At 72.5% G+C, this 19,101-nt stretch carries 13 protein-coding genes; 2 read left to right on the forward strand and 11 right to left on the reverse strand.

The window, feature by feature from the left end:
- Window positions 1-9 precede the first annotated feature (9 nt).
- Window positions 10-777, reverse strand: coding sequence for a hypothetical protein (locus UIS43_RS27790; RefSeq protein ID WP_370012111.1), 768 nt, complete (start codon window positions 775-777; stop codon window positions 10-12).
- Window positions 778-947: 170 nt separating this feature from the next.
- Between UIS43_RS27790 and UIS43_RS27795 the strand changes: the two genes are divergently transcribed.
- Together UIS43_RS27795 and UIS43_RS27800 are read left to right on the forward strand one after the other, a co-directional pair.
- Complete coding sequence (locus UIS43_RS27795) at window positions 948-1,514, forward strand: type I-E CRISPR-associated protein Cas6/Cse3/CasE (RefSeq protein ID WP_117199147.1); 567 nt, start codon at window positions 948-950, stop codon at window positions 1,512-1,514.
- Between the two features lie 590 nt (window positions 1,515-2,104).
- The gene (locus tag UIS43_RS27800; protein ID WP_049800357.1) at window positions 2,105-2,953 is read left to right on the forward strand and encodes a SigB/SigF/SigG family RNA polymerase sigma factor; all 849 of its coding nucleotides are present in this window, start codon (window positions 2,105-2,107) and stop codon (window positions 2,951-2,953) included.
- Window positions 2,954-3,086: 133 nt separating this feature from the next.
- On the opposite strand, the gene UIS43_RS27805 is transcribed toward UIS43_RS27800, so the two are convergent.
- From UIS43_RS27805 to eccD, 10 genes are all read right to left on the reverse strand, one after another.
- Entirely contained in the window at window positions 3,087-6,395 is a 3,309-nt protein-coding gene (locus tag UIS43_RS27805) for a right-handed parallel beta-helix repeat-containing protein (protein ID WP_370012112.1), read from the reverse strand.
- 67 nt (window positions 6,396-6,462) lie between these two features.
- Window positions 6,463-8,142 (reverse strand): hypothetical protein, encoded by a 1,680-nt coding sequence (locus UIS43_RS27810; RefSeq protein WP_370012113.1) that lies wholly within the window; start codon window positions 8,140-8,142, stop codon window positions 6,463-6,465.
- A 72-nt stretch (window positions 8,143-8,214) separates the two neighbouring features.
- Window positions 8,215-8,565, reverse strand: a complete 351-nt coding sequence (locus tag UIS43_RS27815) for a hypothetical protein (RefSeq protein ID WP_013152248.1) — start codon at window positions 8,563-8,565, stop codon at window positions 8,215-8,217.
- 47 nt (window positions 8,566-8,612) lie between these two features.
- Window positions 8,613-8,951, reverse strand: a complete 339-nt coding sequence (locus tag UIS43_RS27820) for a YbaB/EbfC family nucleoid-associated protein (protein WP_071621734.1) — start codon at window positions 8,949-8,951, stop codon at window positions 8,613-8,615.
- Window positions 8,851-12,210 (reverse strand): hypothetical protein, encoded by a 3,360-nt coding sequence (locus tag UIS43_RS27825; protein ID WP_370012115.1) that lies wholly within the window; start codon window positions 12,208-12,210, stop codon window positions 8,851-8,853. Before UIS43_RS27825 ends, UIS43_RS27820 begins: the two co-directional genes overlap by 101 nt.
- A gap of 32 nt (window positions 12,211-12,242) precedes the next feature.
- Window positions 12,243-15,182: an AAA family ATPase gene (locus UIS43_RS27830; RefSeq protein WP_370012116.1), complete on the reverse strand. Its 2,940-nt coding sequence runs from the start codon at window positions 15,180-15,182 to the stop codon at window positions 12,243-12,245.
- 140 nt (window positions 15,183-15,322) lie between these two features.
- Window positions 15,323-15,625, reverse strand: a complete 303-nt coding sequence (locus UIS43_RS27835; RefSeq protein WP_013152252.1) for a WXG100 family type VII secretion target — start codon at window positions 15,623-15,625, stop codon at window positions 15,323-15,325.
- 51 nt (window positions 15,626-15,676) lie between these two features.
- Entirely contained in the window at window positions 15,677-16,003 is a 327-nt protein-coding gene (locus UIS43_RS27840; protein WP_013152253.1) for a hypothetical protein, read from the reverse strand.
- A 22-nt stretch (window positions 16,004-16,025) separates the two neighbouring features.
- Window positions 16,026-17,471 (reverse strand): type VII secretion protein EccB, encoded by a 1,446-nt coding sequence (gene eccB / locus UIS43_RS27845; RefSeq protein WP_013152254.1) that lies wholly within the window; start codon window positions 17,469-17,471, stop codon window positions 16,026-16,028.
- A 1-nt stretch (window position 17,472) separates the two neighbouring features.
- A complete protein-coding gene (eccD, locus tag UIS43_RS27850) occupies window positions 17,473-18,891 on the reverse strand; it encodes a type VII secretion integral membrane protein EccD (protein WP_013152255.1) in 1,419 nt (472 codons plus the stop codon).
- Between the last annotated feature and the right edge of the window lie 210 nt (window positions 18,892-19,101).

Below are 19,101 nucleotides of genomic sequence, written 5' to 3' on the forward strand. Positions count from 1 at the left end.
CGACCCGCCTCACTCCACGCGGGAGAGGGCGTCGCAGAGCAGGTCCACGGCCGCCTGGGTGCGGTCCGCCTCGTTGAGGGACTCCTCGGCCCCGGAGCCCGCGGGCAGCACCTCGACCTCCACGACGAGGTTGTCCAGGCGGTACAGGGCGTACCCGGAGCCGTTCCGGGTCCCGCTGAGCGGGGCCCTGCCGTCCGGGCAGGTCGCGGTCCCGGAGCCGTCGGACTCCGGACGGTTGGAGTAGAAGTAGGTCCTGGCGGCCTCCTCGCCGTTCTCCTTGCGGATCCCGTCCACCCGATTGGTGAAGACGATGGTGCGCAGGTCCACCTCGTGCCCGGACGCGGCCCCGTACCCGGGGGAGACGACGCACTCCAGGCCCTCGGCGCCGTAGGCGTAGGAGTGGTCCGCCTCGTAGACCTCCAGGTCCTCGCCGTTCCCGGCGATCCCGCTCGCGGCTTCGGTGTCCAGGACGTCGCACGGGCTCTGGGGAGCGGAGTGGACGTCCTCCGGGCCGAACCAGCCGAGGTAGTACGCTCCGCCGAATCCGGCGCCCGCCACGGCCAGGAGGAGGAGCGTGCCGCAGCCGCAGCCGATCCAGGCGAGGGTCCGTCCGACGGAGCCCTTTTCGGCCGGAGGCCGCTGGACGGGCGTCTGGCCGGGGAGGGGGTGGGCCTGCCGCTGCCCGGCGGGAGGCTGGTGGCCGGGGGGAGGCGCCTGGTGACGGGGCTGCCGGGGAGGGCGGGGGCCCTGGGGAGGCAAGGCGCCGTGTTCGTGCATGGTGCGTACTCTAGCCATGCCCGACGACGGCGCCGTGGGACGGTCCGACCCGGGGTCCGGCGCCTCGTACAGTGGGAACTCCGTTCCGGGCGGAGGCGATCCTCGACGGCCCGCGACCGAACACGAACACCGACCCCCGCCCCGGCGGGGACGCCCCGGAGGGGAACTCCTTGTACCTGTCCCGCATCAACCTCGACCCCAAGCGCAGCGCCCGGATGGACCAGTGGGCGGTCATGGGGCAGGCCGTGCGCAGAGCGGTCGATCCCGACCCCGAGTCCGACGCCCGCGTGCTGTGGGCGCGCACCTCGCCGAGCACGCTGGTGGTCAGCTCCGACACCGCCCCAGCCTGGGGCAAGGTCCCCGGCGCGACCTCCGCCGCGATCCACCCGATGCCGCGCTACTCCGAGGGCGAGACCGTCCGCTGGGAGCTCATCACGGCGCCCACCGCGCCGCGCGGAGCCGGGGCCGCCGGTGAGGGGGCGCGCCCGCGCGGCAAGCGGGCCCCCCTTCCGGAGGAGGAGTTCGAGGGCTGGCTGGACGGCAAGTTCTCGGGCGCGCTGGACGTCACCTCGGTGCGGTGGAAGCACCTGGGCGGCAGGCCCGCGCGGTACCACTTCACCGGCGAGGCCGTGGTGCGTGACAGCGAGGCGCTCCAGGAACTGTGCCTGGGCGGTGTCGGCGCGGGCACGGCCACGGGGGCCGGGCTGCTCCTCGCCAGCCCGCTGACACCGAGGTAGGCCCGGGCTCCCTAGGCGTCCCTCCCCCCGACTCCGCCGGGCCCGGGCGCCCGGAACCGGTGCCCCCGGGTCCCGCGGAACCCCGGTCCGCAGGCCCTTCCGGCGGCGCCTGCGACCCCGGTCCGCCGCCCACCCCGGTGCCGGGGCGGGCGCTCCGGGGCTCTCGCGCACGTGTCGGTTCGCGTCCGGAGCCCGGAACCGTGCGACTGTGTATCCGACCGACGCGGGTCCCCTCGGCGGGGGAGCCGGTCGCGGTGCCTCGGGAGCACCGGGAGAGGGGCCACGGGACGAAAAGGCGTCCCGTGTCGAAGTTGAGGCAATTTGTCGCTTTTTGCAAGATAATTGTCTTATTGTAGAAAAATTTGTATTCGCGGCTTTTGAAGCCGTTCCTGAGGGAACCTAGTCTGTGCATCGCGGCTGTCCCGCCAGCCACAGGGCCACCGGCCCCGCGGGTCGCGCGCGGGATCGCGCCGCCGGTGTCCTGCCCAGGCAGGTACATGAGCACACAGGACAGAGCACCGGGGGGTTTCCTCTTGTCCACGTCTCTCAACGAAACACACACGTCAACGACCGTCACCGACCGGTTGCCCGTGATCCCCAGACCGCGCAGGCCGGTCGAGGACACCGTCCCCGAGGACACGGGGACCGGAGAGGTCCGGGAGACCGGGGAGGTCCGCCCCGAGGAGCTGATCTCCCAGCTGCGTGAGCTCGCCGAAGACGACCCCAGGGCCGACGAGCTGCGCGAGCGGGTGGTCGTGCTCTACCAGCCGTTGATCAACAAGATCGCGCGCCGCTACGGGGGGCGCGGTGAGCCGCTGGAGGACCTGAAGCAGACCGCGATGGTGGGGTTGGTCAAGGCCGTGCGCGGTTACGACCCGGCCCGCGGCAAGCCCTTCATCTCCTACCTGCTGCCCACGGTGACGGGGGAGATCAAGCGGCACTTCCGCGACCACACCTGGGCGGTGCGGGTGCCGCGCCGCCACCAGGAGAACCGGGTGAAGCTGCGCCGGGTGACGGGGGAGTTCCAGCAGGCCCACGCGCGCACGCCCACGGTCCACGAACTCTCCGAGGAGATGGGGCTGCCCGAGGCCGAGGTCGGCGAGCTCATCCAGGTCTCGGAGTCCTACCGGTCGCTGTCCCTGGACGCGCCCGACTCCTCCGATTCCGAGGGGCAGGAGGGCACGCGCCTGGAGGACCACCTGGGCTGTGAGGACGCGGCGCTGGACCGGGTGGTGGAGCGCGAGTCGCTCAAGCCCGCGCTGGCGCGCCTGCCCGCCCGCGAGCGGGAGATCCTGCGGCTGCGGTTCTTCGGGGACCACACCCAGTCCGAGATCGCGGACCGGTTGGGGTACTCCCAGATGCACGTGTCCCGGCTGCTGTCGGGGGTGCTGGAACAGCTGCGCGAGGAGGTCGGCGGGCACGCGCCCGGCCACGGCTGAGTCCGTGACCGGGCTCCCTCCCGGAGGACGGCCCCCATGGCGTCCTCCGGGAGGGAGCCCCGGCCCTCCGCCCCGCCCACGGCACGGCGCCCGCCGTGTGCCGAGCGTCCCGCCGCCCGCCCGGGCCGCGGGGTCAGCGGGCCGGGATGTCCTCGGGCAGCAGGGTGGTGAAGTCCTCCCGGGTGGCGTTCTGGACGCCGTTGACCAGGCGGCCCGCCTGACGGGTGATCATCCGCTCCAGCACCTGGCGCGCGTAGCGGGCGTTGCCGAAGTTGACGTCGCGGACCACCCCCGAGAAGTGCTCGCGCAGGGCCGCCGTCGTCTGCTCGCCGCAGGTGTAGCCCGACCCCTTCGCCATCCGCTCGACGATGGTGACCAGCTCGTCGTCGCTGTAGTCGGGGAACTCCACCTGGTGGTTGAACCGCGAGGCCAGACCGGGGTTGGAGTCCAGGAAGCGCTGCATCTCGTTGGTGTACCCGGCGACGATGACCACCGCCTCGTCGCGGTGGTCCTCCATGAGCTTGACCAGGGTGTCGATGGCCTCCTGTCCGAAGTCGTTGCCCGCTCCGCGCGGCGCCAGCGAGTAGGCCTCGTCCACGAACAGCACGCCGCCCTTGGCCCGCTCGAACACCTCGGCGGTCAGTTGGGCGGTGTGCCCGACGTAGCGCCCGACCAGGTCCGACCGGGCCGCCTCCACCACGTGGTCGCTGCGCAGCACCCCCAGGGCGTGCAGGAGCTTGCCGTACAGACGGGCCACGGTCGTCTTACCGGTACCGGGGGGACCGGCGAACACCAGGTGGTGGCTCATCGGCGCCACCTGGAGCCCCATGGCGCGCCGCTGCTGCGACATCAGCAGCAGGTTGGCCAGGTCGTTGACGGTCTCCTTGACGCTGGCCAGGCCCACCATGGCGTTGAGCTCCCCGCGCAGGGCCGCGATCGCGTCCGCCGTGCCGCCGAGCTGCTCCTCCTCCGCCGCCTCCCCGAGGTCCTCGGGCAGCAGGAGGGTGAGCGAGTCCGGGCTGTCGGGGATGCTCCCGCCCAGCCGGAACGCCTGGCGGTCGATCATCTCCTCGAACAGCTTGCGGGCCTCGCGGCCGTTGCCGAACGCCGGGCCCTTGGGCACCCGCTCGAAGTGGGCGAGCAGGGCCGCCTCGGTCTCCTCGGCCATCCGGTAGCTGTGCGAGACGCACATGTTGCGCACGATCTGCGTCAGCTCCTCCGGCGAGTAGTTGGTGAACTCGATGGTCCGGCTGAACCGGGAGGCCAGGCCGGGGTTGGTGTCGAGGAAGCTCTGCATCTCCTCGGTGTAGCCCGCGACGATCACCACGACCTCGTCGCGGTGGTCCTCCATGAGCTTGACCAGGGTGTCGATGGCCTCCCGGCCGAAGTCGGGGCCGCTGCCGCCGCCCTCGCTGCCGTTGGCCAGCGTGTAGGCCTCGTCGACGAACAGCACGCCGCCCTTGGCCCGCTCGAACACCTCGGTGGTCTTGATCGCCGTGCCGCCCACGTACTGCGAGACCAGGTCGGCGCGGGCCACCTCCACCACGTGCCCGTAGCGCAGCACGTCCAGTTCGGCGAGGATCTGCCCGTACAGCCGCGCCACGGTGGTCTTGCCCGTACCGGGCGCGCCGCCGAAGACCAGGTGGCGGCTCATGGGCGGTGTGGGCAGACCCATCTCCGCCCGGCGCTGGGCCATCTGGTTGCGGGTGACGAGCGTCTTGACCTCGTGCTTGACCCCGGACAGACCCACCAGCCGGTCCAGCTCCATCATGGGGCCGACCTCCTCGGCCTCCTCGTCCCCCTCCTCGGGGAGGGGGGCCTCCGGCAGCGGAACGGGCGCGCCCGCCAGGTCACCGAAGGCGTCCGGGGCCCCGTTGCCGCGGCTGAGCAGCTCCTCCGTGCGCATGCTCTGGCTGGCCACGGTCTGGCGCAGCCCGGAGCGGCCGTTGTCGCGCACCGAGCAGTCCTCCACCGCCACGTCCTCGGCGGAGTGCACGAGGATGCCGTCGGCGCCGTTGCCGAACACCTCGCACCGGCGCAGCGTGGCGCTCGCCTTGGCCGCCACCAGCACGCCGTTGCGGCGGCCGTTGTAGACCCGGGTGCGCAGCACCGTCGCCTTGCCCCCGGCCCGCACGGCGATGCCGTCGCCCGTGCACGCGGACACGTCGCAGTCGCGCACGTCGGCGGACCCGCCCGAACCCACCGAGATCCCGGCGTCGCGGCTCCCGGAGACCTGCACGCCGGTCAGCAGGGGCGCGCCGCCCTCCTCCACCGACACCGCGCTCTTGCCGGTGCGCTCCAGCGTCACGTCCTCCAGGCGTCCGCGCCCGCCCCTGCCGAACACCACGCCCTGGCTCCTGGTCCCGGTGATCGCGGTCGCGCGCAGGAACGGGGCGCACTGCTCGACGACCACGCCGGGACCGGCGGTCTCGCTGACCAGTCCGCGGTCGAACTCCACGACGCTGTCGCCGCCCAGGCTCAGCCCCTGTCCGCCGCGCACGACCAGGCCGAGGAAGGCGGTGGAGGCGCGCTCCTCGGCGAGCACGGCGTTACCCTCCGACTCCTCCACCTCGCACTCGGCGAAGGTCCCGCGCGCCCGGCCGGACAGGTGGATGGCCACGCCCTTGGTACGGGCCACGCGCACCCGCGCCACCTGCGGGTCCGACCCGTTGTGCACGACGACGCCGCGTCCGCCCACGTCCTCGAACACGCAGTCCTCGACCAGCGGGCGCGACCTGCTGGAGACCACCAGCCCGTCGCCCTCGACGTCGTGCACGCGCGCGCCCAGCAGCGAGGTGGCCGACCCCTCCTCCAGCGCCACCGCGGGCTTCTTGGTCCCCGAGATCTCGCAGTCGCGGATCGTGCCCCCGGACTGCCCGCTGGCGAACACCCCGTTGCCCCCGGCGTCGCGCAGCACGCAGGAGCGGATGGTGGGGCGGGCCTGCTCGCCGATGACCACGGCGCTGGTGTCGACCTCCTCGACCACGCAGTCCTCGATGACGCTCGGTCCCGAGGAGGTGATCACCACACCCGCCCCCGCCGAGCAGGTGACGCGGCTGTCGCGCATGGCGAGCGCGCCCTCGCCGCGCACCGACACCGCGGTCCACGAGGCGCCCTCCACCTCGCAGTCGGCCATCTCCAGCTGCCCGAGGGGGATGTCCACCGCGGGGTAGTCGGCGTGGCGGCCGCGCAGGACCAGACCCGACAGCTTGACCGCCTCGGCGCCCGAGACCACGGCACAGCCGCTGGCGGTGGTGATCTCCACGCTGCCCAGGCCGTCGCGGGCCATCAGGGTGACCACGTCGCGCAGGACGAGGCTCTCCTCGTAGCGACCGGGGGCGATGGTGATGAGGGCGCCGCTGTCAGCGGCCTCGACCGCCTCGGTGATCGTCGCGTGCCCGTCCTGAGCGTCGGCGTCGACGGTGAGGAGCTGCCTGGTCATCGGTGTCTTCCTAAGTCGGGGGAGGGGCGGTGGCGGGGCGGCCGGAGCCGCCCCGCCGGGGGTGGGGTCAGGAGCAGGACGCGCGCACCGCCGAGGCGGCCACGTGCGAGCTGGCGTGCTCCTGGTCCGCGAGGGCGTCGGTCCCCGCGTTGGTGAGCTGGACGGTGAACTCCTCCGTGGGGGAGGTGAACCCGGTCACCTGGACCCAGCCGCCCCGGATCCCCGCCTGGTCGATCCCGAAGACCGCCACGGGCGACCCCTCGGCCGCGGGACCGGAGAAGAGCTGGTACTTCGCCTCCCCGGGGGAGATCCACAGCGGGCTCTCGTCGTCGGGCACGTGGACGTAGAGCTCGCACGCGACCCCCGCCTCCCCGGGGGTGAAGGTCCAGGTGGCGTACTGCCCGTTGCCCTGTTCCGGGTCGCCCGAGACGGGAAGGGCCTCGTAGCCGCCGTCACAGCCCTCCTGAGCGTACCCGCCGGGCCGTGTGGCCCAACTGGCGGTGCCCTCCGCGCTGTCCCAGCGCCCCTCGTTGGTGTAGGAGGCGCCGGGGGAGGCCTGGCAGCCCGGCCCCGCGACGGCGAGGAAGGGTTCGGGCTCCGAGGCCGCCGTCAGCGCGCCCGAGTCCGCCAGGACCGAGCCCCCGCCCTCCGAGGCCGGAGCGTCGGCGGGCGCCGAGCCGCCGCCCGCGGTGTCGCCGTTCCCGGCGGCCCCGCTCTCACGGGCGGTGTCCCCGGTGCCGGTGGTGTCGGCGAGGGGGGCGTTCATCTCCTCCGGGGCTGTGCCGGTGTCGCCGGTGCCGGTGTCGCCGTTCCCGGCACTCTCCCCGGCCGCGGCTCCCTCGGTCTCCCCCTCCCCGGAGGTCCCGGCGCCCTCGTCTCCCGCGGCCGCCGTGTCCTCCCCGGCCGTCTGGTCCGCGCCTTCCTCGCCGGCGGAGGGACCGGCGGCCGTGTCACCGTCCCCGGCCGCGGCTCCCTCGGTCCCCGGCTCTCCGGCGGCGTTCCCGGCGTCCGGCTCCCCGGCGCTCTCCGCGCCGGGCTCCCCGGCTGCGGTCGCCTCGCCGACGCCGCCCCCGGACTCCGGTGCACCGGCGGCCGCCGTGTCCGGGACCTCCTGCGCGGCGGGGGCGGTCTGCACGGGGTTCCCCCCGCCGGCGGCGGCGTTGCCCGGGTCGGGCATCGTCGGGGCCGAGGCCCCGTCCCCGACCACCTCGGGGACATAGCCGGTCTCCTGGGGCGCGCCGCCCTGCTGGGCCGCGGGCGCGGCGCCCGCGTCGGCCGGAGCCGCGACGGCCCCGGACTCGCCGCCGGCCGAGGCGCCCGACTCGGCGGTGCCCGAGGTCTGGCCGCCGGTGCCGTCCGCGCCGCCCGCGCCCGAGGCGAGCGGCGTCGTGTCCAGGGTGACCCCGGGAACCCCCGCCGTCATGGCGAAGGGGGCGGCGACCAGCAGCAGGCCCGCGATGGCCGCGCCCGCCAGGACGGGCTTGCCCGGACGGTCCAGGGCCACCTCGGGGGCCTGGGGAGCGGCGGGCTCGTGCAGGGCACCGGTGATCCGGGGGCCGGGCACGGCCTCGGCCGCCCCCGCCCCCTCGACCGCTCCGGACGGGGGCGCGGGCGCGACGCGCGCCGCGGAGCCCGCGGAACCGTCGGAGACCGTGCCGTCGGCTCCTCCGCCGAGCGCGGACCGGAAGTCGGGCGCCGGTGCGGGGCGGCCCTCGGCCTCGCCGCGAGCCTGCGCGCTCTCAGCCATCGGAACTCCTTCTCGGGGGGCCCGTGCGGCCGCGGGAGCGGCCGCACGGGGAGGCGGGGGTGGGCTCGGGGGTCACCGGCGTCCCCCGGTCCCGTTCGTGCCGTCTATGTCCGGGACGGTGTTGATGTTGTCCTCCTCGGAGCGGCCGAACTTCTCCTTGGTGCCGCCGAGGATGGCGCTGGTGTCCTCCGCCGCGATGACCAGGAACCCCAGGTACTCGTCGATGGAGGTCTTGAGCACGCCCAGGGACTTGTCCATGTCGTCGGCGAACTTGTCGCCCTCGCCCCAGAGGGGGCCCAGGGCGTCCAGCTCGCTGCTCAGCCACTGCTGGAGTTCACGGGCGTACTCGGCCGCGTCGTTGACGCTCCAGCTGTTCCTGTCCATGCCGTCGAGGTCGGCGAAGAAGTCGCCGCCGGTCGTCATGTCCGTCTCCTCTCGTGGTCCTCAACCGCGGGTGCGGCGCGGGACGCCTAGTGCCGCGGGTTCTCGGAGGGGATGCCCAGCCGGTCGAGCAGCTTGAGCGGGTCCAGCTCGCCGCTCATGACCTCCTCCGCGCTCGTCACGTCCGGCATGAAGGGGCTGTAGGCCTTCGAGACGCGCTCGGCCATCTGGCTCCGCGCCTTGTTGACCACCTCGGTGATGGCGGCGGCCAGCTCGGTGGGGGCCATGTCCCGGTAGGCCTGGGTGTGGAACTTCAGCTCGACCAGCTCACCCGTCGCGTTCACCTTCGCGCCCACGAGCCTGTTCTTGGCCACGACCTCTTCGGTTGCCGCCTCCAGGTTTGCGCTTGCGTCCGCCAGCAGGCCCATCGTCTTGTGAAGCTGTGCCAGTTCCTCTTCCATCTGGCGTTGCATCTGCGAACTCATGCCGGGTGGCTCCCTTCTTGCTCTGACCGGGCACGGGGCGTCCCAGTGCGGATCTCTGCGCGTCGGCCGTGGTTCCCCAGACCTTCTCGTCCTCGGAGAGCCAGGTGGAGCGCTGGCGGTCGCGGTTGTTGTCGCCGCCGCCACCGCCCATACCGCCGCCCATGCCGCCCATCATGGGGGGCATCATCGGCATGCCGCCCATGCCCCCCATACCGCCGGCTCCGGCGCCCGCGCCGGGCTGGCCGCCCAGCCCTCCCACGCCGCCGAGCCCGCCGGCGCCGCCCGGAGTGCCCGGTCCGCCGGAGGTCCCCTGGGGGCCGCCCGCCGGGTACTGGGTGCCGTCGGGGTTGGCGAACAGCGAGGAGCGGTCGGAGCTGTCCGGAGCGCCGGGTCCGTCGCTGGAGTAGGGGCTCGGGCTGAGACCGCCGTAGTTGAGGCCGCGGTCGTCGGGGGCCAGCGGCGGCGGCAGGACGTCCGGGGGCTCCTGTCCCGGGCCCGTGTAGTTGCTCCTGATCGGCTCCCCGGTCTCGGGGTTGATCGGGTAGGGCCGACCGGTCATGGGGTCGATGACGTAGGGCTCGCCGGTGATCGGGTTGATCGGTACGTCGCTGCCCGACCCCGGGCCGTTGAGGCCCAGGTCCTCCGGCAGCGGCGGCGGCCGCAGCCCGTAGTCGTAGTCGTCGGAGGTGCCCGGGCCGTTGAGGCCGAGGTCGGGCGGCGGCAGGGGCGGCTGCAACCCGTAGTCGTAGTCGGTGGGCAGCCCGGTGACCGGGTCGATACCGACCGGCTGCCCGGTGACGGGGTCGATGGGCAGGACCTGCCCGGTCTCGGGGTCGTAGTTGATGGGCAGTTCGGTCTCGGGGTTGTAGGGCAGTCCGGTCTCGGGGTCGACGGGGAAGGGCTCGCCGGTCTCGGGGTTGATCGGGAGCCCTGTGGCCGGGTCGAACTCCAGGGAGCTGCCCCTCTCCCCGATGGGGACCGGTTCTCCGGTGACGGGGTCGATGGGCAGGGCCTGCCCGGTCTGGGGATCGTAGTTGATGGGCAGCCCGGTGACGGGGTCGATGGGCAGGGCCTGCCCGGTCTCGGGGTCGTAGTTGATGGGCAACCCGGTGTCGGGGTTGTAGGGCAGTCCGGTCTCGGGGTCGACGGGGAAGGGTTGGCCGGTCTCGGGGTTGATCGGGAGCCCTGTGGCCGGGTCGAACTCCAGGGAGCTGCCCCTCTCCCCGATGGGGACCGGTTCTCCGGTGACGGGGTCGATGGGCAGGGCCCGCCCGGTCTCGGGGTCGTAGTTGATGGGCAGCCCGGTGTCGGGGTTGTAGGGCAGTCCGGTCTCGGGGTCGACGGGGAAGGGTTGGCCGGTCTCGGGGTTGATCGGGAGCCCCGTCGCCGGATCGCGTTCCAGGGAGCCGTTGTAGCCCCCGCGGCCGCTTCCCGGGCCGTTGAGGCCGAGGTTCGGAGGCGGGGGCGGCGGGATGAAGGGCCCGTTCATGCCGGGGTCGTTGCCTCCGCCGCTGCCGAAGCCGGGGCCGTTGAGGCCGAGGTCGTTGGGGGGCGGTGGGGGCACGAAGGAACCGTTGTTGCCCCCCTGGCCCAAGCCGGGGCCGTTGAGGCCGAGGTCGTTGGGGGGTGGCGGGGGCACGAAGGAACCGTTGTTGCCCCCCTGGCCCAAGCCGGGCCCGTTGAGGCCGAGGTCGTTGGGAGGCGGCGGGGGCACGAGGCTGTTGTTGCCCAGCTGATCGAAGCCGGGCCCGTTGAGGCCCAGGTCCGGGGTGGGAGGCGGCGGACCGCCCAGGCCCTCGGGGTTGCCTGTGCCGGGCCCGTTGAGCCCGAGGTTCGGCGGAGGCGGCGGGGGCAGGAACTCTTCGTTCCCGGGGCCCTGACCACCGGTTCCGGGGCCGTTGTACGGGAGCTGCGGTGGCGGCGGGGGCGGTGGCGGCGGCGGGGGCGGACCGCCTCCCTCGTTGTCCCAGTCGCCGAAGGGGTTGTCGATTTCCCAGTCACCGAAGGGGTTGTCGATCTCCCAGTCACCGAAGGGGTTGTCCCAGTCGCCGAACGGGTTCTCGCCGCCGGGTCCGTTGCCGCCGCCACCGGTCTCGGGGGTCGGCGGCGGGAGCGGAGCGGGGTCCACGATGACCGGTATGGTGGCGTGCGCCTGCGTGTAGGTGTGCGCCATGAGGTCGCGCACCTGGTTGGCGGCCTCGTAGACGCCCTCGTAGTGGTTGCGGAACCTCTGGTAGAGCACGTTGTTGATGTTGTCCTGGGTCGGCGGATCGCCGGGGATACCGGTCAGTTTGTCCCCGCCGGTCTCCTCGGGATAGGCGATCGTGACCTGGAACTGGTCCCGCTCCGGGTTGAACTCCTCCGTCCCCGCGGAGGTGTAGAAGTACCAGTCGTCGAGTACCTCCTGGACGCGCCCTCCCCTGGTGTTGAGGGCCTGGTCCACCGTGTAGGCGAGGACGGCTGTGGCGAACGTCAGGACCGTCTTGACCCGCTCCAGCTCCGCCTTGAACTCGGGGAGCTCCATGTGCACGGAGGTCATCCGGTACGCCATGTCCTGGAGGCGGTACTTGTACGCCGCGGCGGCCGAGCCCTGCATGGCTCCGTCGGGGACGTCGATCTCCTGCCACAGCTTGTTCAGACTGCCTCCCTCACCGTCGATGTAGGGAGTCAGCGTGTCGTAGAGCGTGCCCAGGCTGTCGATGGTCTTCTGCAGCCGGGTGAGGTCCCAGTTCTCGGACGTCAGCTGGTTGTTCCCGTAGTCGGCCAGGTGCGCCAGGTTGCTCAGCTGCTGCCGGAACCCGTCCTGCGGGGGAGGGGTGTCGTCTGTGTGCAGGTCCTCCTTGCCGTCGCTGAGGGTCTTCTCGCCCCACAGGTGCTTCTGCATGGTGTAGCCGGCGTAGTCGATGCCGTAGGTCTCATAGGGGTAGCTGCCGCCGCCGTACCCGGTCGTGTACGCCGTGTAGTACTCCCTGTAACTCCACCAGCGGTCCATCTCGTGGCCGCCGTAGTTCCAGGAGAAGCCGGTGAAAGGATTGGTGGTCTCATGGAAGTGGTAGCGCCCGTCCGCGACCCAGGGGTCCTTGGTGACCGTGTCGATGCTCTCCATCGGTTTGTAGTCGCCGTCGGTGCCGGCGAAGATGTTCATGAGCTCGTGCAGCGGCTTGTCCGGCAGGTCTTCGTACTTGATCTCTGGTTCTGGCATGGTCCCCTCCCTCTGCGGATCGCGTTCGTGGACTAGGTTTCGCTGCTGTCCTCGTCCTGGCCGTTACCGTTACCGGAACCACCCGAGCCGCCCGAGCCGCCCGAGCCGCCCGAGCCGCCCGAACCGCTCTGGCTCGAATAGATCAGGTTGTGGACTTCCTGGGCGGTGAGGTTCTGCTCGTCCTCCAGGTTGGCGAAGACGATGAGGTTCTCCGAGAGCCTGCGGTCGATCTCGATCAGTTCCTGGTTCAGGCCGTAGATGAAGTCGTAGATCCCGCTCATCGAACTGTCGATCTTGCTCGTGAGCCGCCCGGCCTCTTCGAGGATGCCGGGGTCTCCGAGCCGCTGGTAACCGCTTTCGGCCACCCCTTCGTACACGGAGAGTTCGGTGACCAGGATGTTGAGGTCCTTCTGGAGGGGCTCCACGATCTTCGAGCGGAAATCCCTGATCCGGTCGAGGTCGATCTTGGTGCCCTTGTCACCAGTGCCGGAGCCCGCACCCTCGTCGCCGCTTCCGCTGTCCCCGGTGCCGGTGTCCTCGCCGTCCTCCTCGTCGTCCTCGTCGTCGTCCTCGTCGTCCTCGTCGTCCTCCTCGTCGTCCTCCTCGTCGTCCTCCTCGTCGTCCTCCTCGTCGTCCTCGTCGTCCTCGGTGTCCTCGGTGTCCTCGCCGTCCTCTTCGTCGTCTCCTTCGGAGTCCTCTTCGTCCCCGGCGGTGTCCTCGCCGTCCTCTTCGTCGTCGCCCTCGGTGTCCTCTTCGTCCCCGGCAGTGTCCTCCTCGTTGCCGGGTCCCTCTTCACCGCCGCTCCCGGAAGTGTCCTCACCGCCCCCGGTCTCCTCGTCGGGCGTTTCGGAGGTGTCCACGACCGAGGGGTCGAACGAGACGGTCGGATCCAGGTGCTCAGGACCGCTGTCGTCCCCGGCGGTGTCTGAGTCGTCGTCTCCGCCGGTGATGTGGTCGTCCCGGTGGGTCCCCGCCGCGACCGTGGGCGGGGGAGTGCCCCCGGGCACTCCCGGAGTCCCGCCGCTGCCCGGGTCGTTCGCGCCGGGGCGGTGGCTCTCCACGTGTTCGGGGGAGTCCTGCTCTTCGTCTTGGCCGGGTTGGTCTGCGCCGGGGCGGTCGTGGTCGGAGGCCTGGTCCTGGCCGGGTCCGTCGCTGCCGGGGCGGTCGTTCTCTTCGTCTTGGCCGGGTGTGCCGGGTCCGTTGCCTGTGGAGTGGTCGTCTTCGGAGGCTTCGTCCTGGCCGGTGTGGTCTCCGCCGGTGTGGTCGTGGTTGGAGGAGTCGTCTTGGCCGGGTGTGCCGGGTCCGTCGCCTGCGGACTGGTCGTCCTCTGAGGCCTCGTCCTCGCCGGGTCCGTCGCTGCCGGGGCGGTCGTTCTCCTCGTCTTGGCCGGGTTGGTCTGCGCCGGGGCGGTCGTGGTCGGAGGCTTGGTCCTGGCCGGGTCCGTCGCTGCCGGGGCGGTCGTTCTCCTCGTCTTGGCCGGGTTGGTCTGCGCCGGGGCGGTCGTGGTCGGAGGCTTGGTCCTGGCCGGGTCCGTCGCTGCCGGGGCGGTCGTTCTCCTCGTCTTGGCCGGGTTGGTCTGCGCCGGGGCGGTCGTGGTCGGAGGCTTGGTCCTGGCCGGGTCCGTCGCTGCCGGGGCGGTCGTTCTCCTCGTCTTGGCCGGGTTGGTCTGCGCCGGGGCGGTCGTGGTCGGAGGCTTGGTCCTGGCCGGGTCCGTCGCTGCCGGGGCGGTCGTTCTCTTCGTCTTGGCCGGGTTGGTCTGCGCCGGGGCGGTCGTCGCTGTCCTCGTCGCCGGAGCCCTCCTCGCCGTCGAGGTCCTCGGACACGGTGATCAGACCGGTCTCGGGATCGACCTCCACGTCCCCGCTGCCGGGGTCGAGGGAGACCTCGCCCGTCTCGGGGTCCAGGGTGAGCTTCAGGTCGCCGATCTCGATCGTGGTCGGCAGGTTCTCCCCGCCCTCACCGGAACCGCCCGTCTCGATCCCGACGGTCCCCTTGGCCGGGTCGATGGTCAGGCCCAGGTGTCCGGCCTCGACGGTGACCGGTGCCGCCTCGGGGTCGAGGGGAACGTTCCTGTCTCCGGGCTCGATGCTGATCGTGCCCTCGTCCGAGTCCAGGACGAACTTCAGCTCGCCCGCCTCGACGGTGGTGACCCCCGTCTCGGGGTCCAGGGTCACGACCGGAGCCCCGGGGATCTCGGAGCCGGTCTCGCCGAGAGCGGGGTCGTCTGCGTCGGCGGAGATGGGCTCCACGCCGGAGACCACCTTCGTGTTCTCGGTGTCCACGGGGGTCAGCGGCTCCAGCAGCTCACCCTGCTCGGCCTCCCTGCCCACCAGGGGCTCCGCCGCCTCCACCCGCTGGGCGGGCTCGGCGAGGATCGCCGGCTCGGCGGGGATCACCGGTTCCAGCGGCTGCATCGGTTCCATGCGCTGGAGCGGCTCCGCGACGAGCATGGGCTCCAGCGGTACGGGCTCCGTGGTCTCGCCCTCGGGGACCGGCTCCGCGTTGGCGGGCACCCCGACGGACCTGGCCGCCGGTTCGACCGGGAGCGCCGGTGTTCCCGGGTGCGCGGGTTCGAACCGGCTCTCCGTGTGGGGCTCCAGTCCGGAGACGTCCCCGGACTCGGGCGCGGACACCGTGACGACCCGCGCGACCCCCTGGTCGGCGAGTACGTGCGGGGAGCCGGTGTCCCCGGTCTGCTGCGTGCCGAACAGCATCACGCCGTCGTCGCCGACGCTCACCTCGGAGTCGCCCGGGTCGAGCACCGCCTCCCGGGTGGCGGTGTCCACCTCGACCGAGGAGCCGGCGTGCCGGAGCATGAGCAGGCCGCTGGTCAGGTCCACGCTGATCGGGGCGGACTCCGACCGGTTCGTGTTGGTGGTCTGCTCCTGGAGGGTGGTGGCCTCCTCGGTCTCGGTCGGATCCGGCTCCTCCCCGGAGAGGGCAGCACGGAAGTCGAAGAGGGGGGACTCCACGTCAGGACCTCCTCACCGCCCGTAGGGCGGCAGTTCGTCTGGGTTGTGTCGGGGTGGCGGGGGATGGGGTGAGGCGAAGCGGGGCGGGCGGCCGCGAGGGGAGTGGTGGGACGCCCGCCCCGGGGGGGAGGGGGAGCGGACTACAGCAGCGCCTGCCAGTTCATGGCCTCGCGACTGTCGGTGGAGGAGTACTCGTGGCTGATCTGCTTCAGGGCCATCTCGGCCTTGAGGAGCAGGGTGTTCATGTCGGCCACGTTGCTCTGCCAGGACCGGTACTTGTTCTGGTACTCCGTGAACATGGCACCCTCGAGCTGGCTCTGCAGGGACTGCATCGTCGTGTTGAGCTGCTCGAGCTGGTTCTCGACGTTCTTGGTCTGGGCGCGCAGTTCGTCGGTGGCCTCGTTGACGTAGGCGTAGGTGACGCTGAAACCGTTGATGCTCATGGTCTCGCCTTCCGGAAAGGGACGGGTGCGGGTGGAGGTGGCGGCCCGGACTCAGCCGGCCTGGTTCGGGTTGAGCTCGTTGATCCACCGCGAACCGGCGATGATGTTGGCGTCCTCCGTGCTGTGCATGGCCTGGACGGTGCCGCCGAAGGTGCCGATCATCCGGTTCATGTCGTTGGTGATGAGCCGCAGCTCCTCCAGCCAGGCGACGACCGCCTCGCTGTAGCTGTTGGAGGCCGCTCCCTGCCAGGAGGCGCGCAGCTTGTCACGCGTGGCGTCCACGCTGGTGTAGACCTCGTTGCACTTGGCATGGGCCTCGGTCATCGCCTCCTGCGCAAGCCGTTCGCCATCGTCCGTAGTCTGTGTCATCTGCGACATGGGATCTCCTCTGTTGGTTCCATCAGGGGCATCCGGCGTCCTCGAGCATCGACGAGGGCGCCAGCGGGAGGGCGGCAGCCTCCGGGTCGAGCACCGGCCCGGAGGGCAGCAGCCGCAGCAGGGAGGTCGGGACCGGGACGGCCTGGGCCGTCTGGTAGCCGAGGGAGGTCAGAGCGGTCTCGTCGAGCACCGGGTACTTCGCCACGCTGTCGGTGACGAGGTAGTGGGTGGTGGCGGTGCCTCCACCGCCCACGGGCTGGGCGGCGGCGAGCGAGCCCCGGCCGGAGGCGATGCCGACCAGGTCGGGGGTCGGGCACCCGGGGGCGATGCCGGGCCGCTCCTGGACCGGCCAGGCCTCCACCCCGGCGGGGTCGTCCATGCTCACCGACAGCGAGCCGTCGGGGGCCAGCCGCAGGCACGGCACGCCCGCGCCGGCACCCACCAGTTCCGGCGGGGCGGCGGGGTGGCGCTCCTCGCGCGGCCCCTGGCCGTCGGAGAGTCGGCTGTGCGCCTCGCCCGCCGGCAGCGGCAGCGCCTCGGCGGGGGCGTCGGGGTAGGCGGCGCCCGAGACGTCCGGGTCGGCCAGCAGCAGCAGCGCGTGCGTCACGGAGAGCGGCACCAGGCCGTCCCGGGTGAGCAGGTAGTGCTGGTCCTCCTGACCGGGGGTGGACACCGCGAACACCTGCCCCACGCGCCGGGGCTCGCCCGCCATCTCGCCCGCGTCCTCGCCGGCGCCCGGAACCTCGGGCGCGGTCAGGTCGGGGCCGGTGGGCACGGTGTTGAGGAAGGCGGAGGTGACGGGCGGGGCGTCGCTCGTGCCGTAGCCGAGGGCCTGGACGGCGCCGCCCTCCTCGTCCAGGCGCAGGCGGGTGCCGTTCCACAGCAGGTGCGGTGCGCCGTCCGGGCCGGAGACCAGGACCGCCTGTTCGGCGGAGGGCGGGTTCGGGACGGGGGCCGTGCCGACCACGAGGGCGGTGCGGCCCCGCTCGTCCTCCTCGCCCTCGGGCGGCAGGGCGCACACCCGCCAGACCGACTCCTCCAGCCCCTCGGTGGTCGGCAGTGCGTCGGGCGCGCCGGCGATGCCGACGGGGCCGCCCACGGGTACGCCCTCCAGCGAGTCGGCCGAGACCAGGCTCACGGCGGCGTCGGCGCCCTGGACCAGGCGGGCGGAGGCGCCGTTGGCCACGGGGCGCAGCGTCCCGGCCGAGTACAGGTAGGAGGCCCCGGTGCCGCGGTCCACGATCAGCCGCCCCTCCTGGCGCCAGCTGGTGGCGCCCCCGGGGAAGATCAGGCCGAACACGAGGAAGCCGACGCACAGCACCGCGCCGATGGCGACGCCGATGTAGGTGCCGGTGCGGGTGCGGCGCATGGGGGCGTCGACCGCGTCGGGGTCGCCCTCCAGCATGGCCGTGCCCAGGCGGCCCACCGTGAAGTTGTGGGCCATCACCCTGTCGCGACGTGACTGCATGTCAGCCGCCGATTCCGCGCAGGAGCGAGAACACGCCGAAGATCGCCAGGACCAGGGGCACGATGGCCACCGTCAGCAGCGACTGGATGATCTCGGCGGCCCGGCCCCAGTGGGGCAGCGGCCGCGTGCCCGGCAGGTTCCACGACACCACCGCCAGGATCGCGGAGGCGGCGAACAGGCCCACCATGGCGAGGGTGCGGGGCAGGGGGTCGGCCGTCCACACCAGGACCAGGACCAGCGCGGTCAGCCCGATCCAGGGCGGCGCGACCACGAAGGACCGCTGCCATGCGCTGGCCAGGCCGCGCGACTGGAGCAGCAGCACCAGCGACACGATGACGCACAGCGTGATCGGCACCCACCCGGGGGAGGCGGCGAGCACGACCAGGCAGACCGTCAGGACGGCGCCGGTGGAGGCGTACAGGGCGGTCTGGAACCGGTCGGCCAGCGCGGTGCGGTCCAGGACCCCGCGCGCGGGGTAGGGGTCGATGCCCTCCTGGAGCTGGTCGGGGTTGGAGGGCAGGGGCGGCAGTTTGAGGCCGGAGAGGCGGAAGGCCAGCTGGGGGGCGAACGTGCCCAGCAGCAGCGCGATGAGCGCCGTCAGCGCCGCCACGGCCGGGACCGTGGCGCCGGGGATGAACATCAGGGACAGCGCGCCCAGCGCGCACAGCACCTCGGCGGTGAACAGGCCCGCGAAGAAGGGCACCGAGCCCGCCACGGCCGCCAGGCCGAGCACGCTGGCCCCGGCGGCGGTCACCGCGCCGGTCAGGACCCTCGCTCCGGTCAGCGCGGTGCCGGGGTCGCCCGAGGGCACGGAGGCTCCGGCCACCGCCATGTACAGGGTGGCCGCCGCGGCCAGGCCGGTGGCGGCGGCCAGGTCGCCCATGGCGCGCGAGGCCGCCCAGGCCGACAGCAGCATGAGGAGGGAGGAGCAGGCGGCGGACACCGCGGTCAGCAGGCCGGGGCCGCCGCTGACCAGGACCGCCAGACCGGTGAAGAGCACGACCAGCCCCAGCGCCTGGAGCAGGACGCGGGTGGCCTCGGGGCGCCACCGGTCGGCGCGCTCGCCCATGCCGGTGGCGACGCCGTCGGTGAGGTCGTCGAAGTGCACCGGCGGCAGCTGGTCGCGGCGGGGGCGCAGGTAGAGGGTCTCTCCGTGGCAGAGTCCGAGGGAGCGGAGGGTCTCGTCCTCCTCCAGGGGCTCGTCGCCCAGTTGCTGGAGGACCCAGCCGTCGTGCTCCAGCCCGCTCTCGTCCAGGTCCTCGCCGTTGTCACCCTCGGCGTAGAGCACCAGGGTGGGCAGGATCTCGGAGAGGGGGACCTCGGTGGGCGCTGCGATCTCGAAGGAGCGCCCGGGGGCGCGGATCAGCAGTCGGCACAGGTCCGGGGAGGCGACATCGTTCATCCGGTGGGGGCCCATCATGAGGCGGGGTCGTGACAGGGGTGGAAGTGACGGTAACACTCCGGCGACCCATTTTGGAGGTGTGTTGTTTTAAATTTTGGTGTCTGTCACTTTAGTTGGCAACAGTAGTGTTCTGCTGTCAGTCTTCGGTTCCGGACGCCGGTTACGGCCCCGTTCCGGTCCCGGCTTGCCGGACCGCTCCCCGTTGTTCCCTGCAAGGGAGGACCCCGC

The organism is Nocardiopsis sp. LDBS0036 (assembly GCF_041228755.1).
Lineage (GTDB): Bacteria > Actinomycetota > Actinomycetes > Streptosporangiales > Streptosporangiaceae > Nocardiopsis > Nocardiopsis dassonvillei.

Bases quoted from the DNA above. Each gene is read 5' to 3' on its own strand.
- eccB (WP_013152254.1), bottom strand. From the start codon at position 17,471: ATGCAGTCACGTCGCGACAGGGTGATGGCCCACAACTTCACGGTGGGC.
- UIS43_RS27820 (WP_071621734.1), bottom strand. From the start codon at position 8,951: ATGGGCCTGCTGGCGGACGCAAGCGCAAACCTGGAGGCGGCAACCGAA.
- UIS43_RS27835 (WP_013152252.1), bottom strand. From the start codon at position 15,625: ATGAGCATCAACGGTTTCAGCGTCACCTACGCCTACGTCAACGAGGCC.
- UIS43_RS27790 (WP_370012111.1), bottom strand. From the start codon at position 777: ATGCACGAACACGGCGCCTTGCCTCCCCAGGGCCCCCGCCCTCCCCGG.
- UIS43_RS27810 (WP_370012113.1), bottom strand. From the start codon at position 8,142: ATGGCTGAGAGCGCGCAGGCTCGCGGCGAGGCCGAGGGCCGCCCCGCA.
- eccD (WP_013152255.1), bottom strand. From the start codon at position 18,891: ATGATGGGCCCCCACCGGATGAACGATGTCGCCTCCCCGGACCTGTGC.
- UIS43_RS27825 (WP_370012115.1), bottom strand. From the start codon at position 12,210: ATGCCAGAACCAGAGATCAAGTACGAAGACCTGCCGGACAAGCCGCTG.
- UIS43_RS27805 (WP_370012112.1), bottom strand. From the start codon at position 6,395: ATGACCAGGCAGCTCCTCACCGTCGACGCCGACGCTCAGGACGGGCAC.
- UIS43_RS27815 (WP_013152248.1), bottom strand. From the start codon at position 8,565: ATGACGACCGGCGGCGACTTCTTCGCCGACCTCGACGGCATGGACAGG.
- UIS43_RS27840 (WP_013152253.1), bottom strand. From the start codon at position 16,003: ATGTCGCAGATGACACAGACTACGGACGATGGCGAACGGCTTGCGCAG.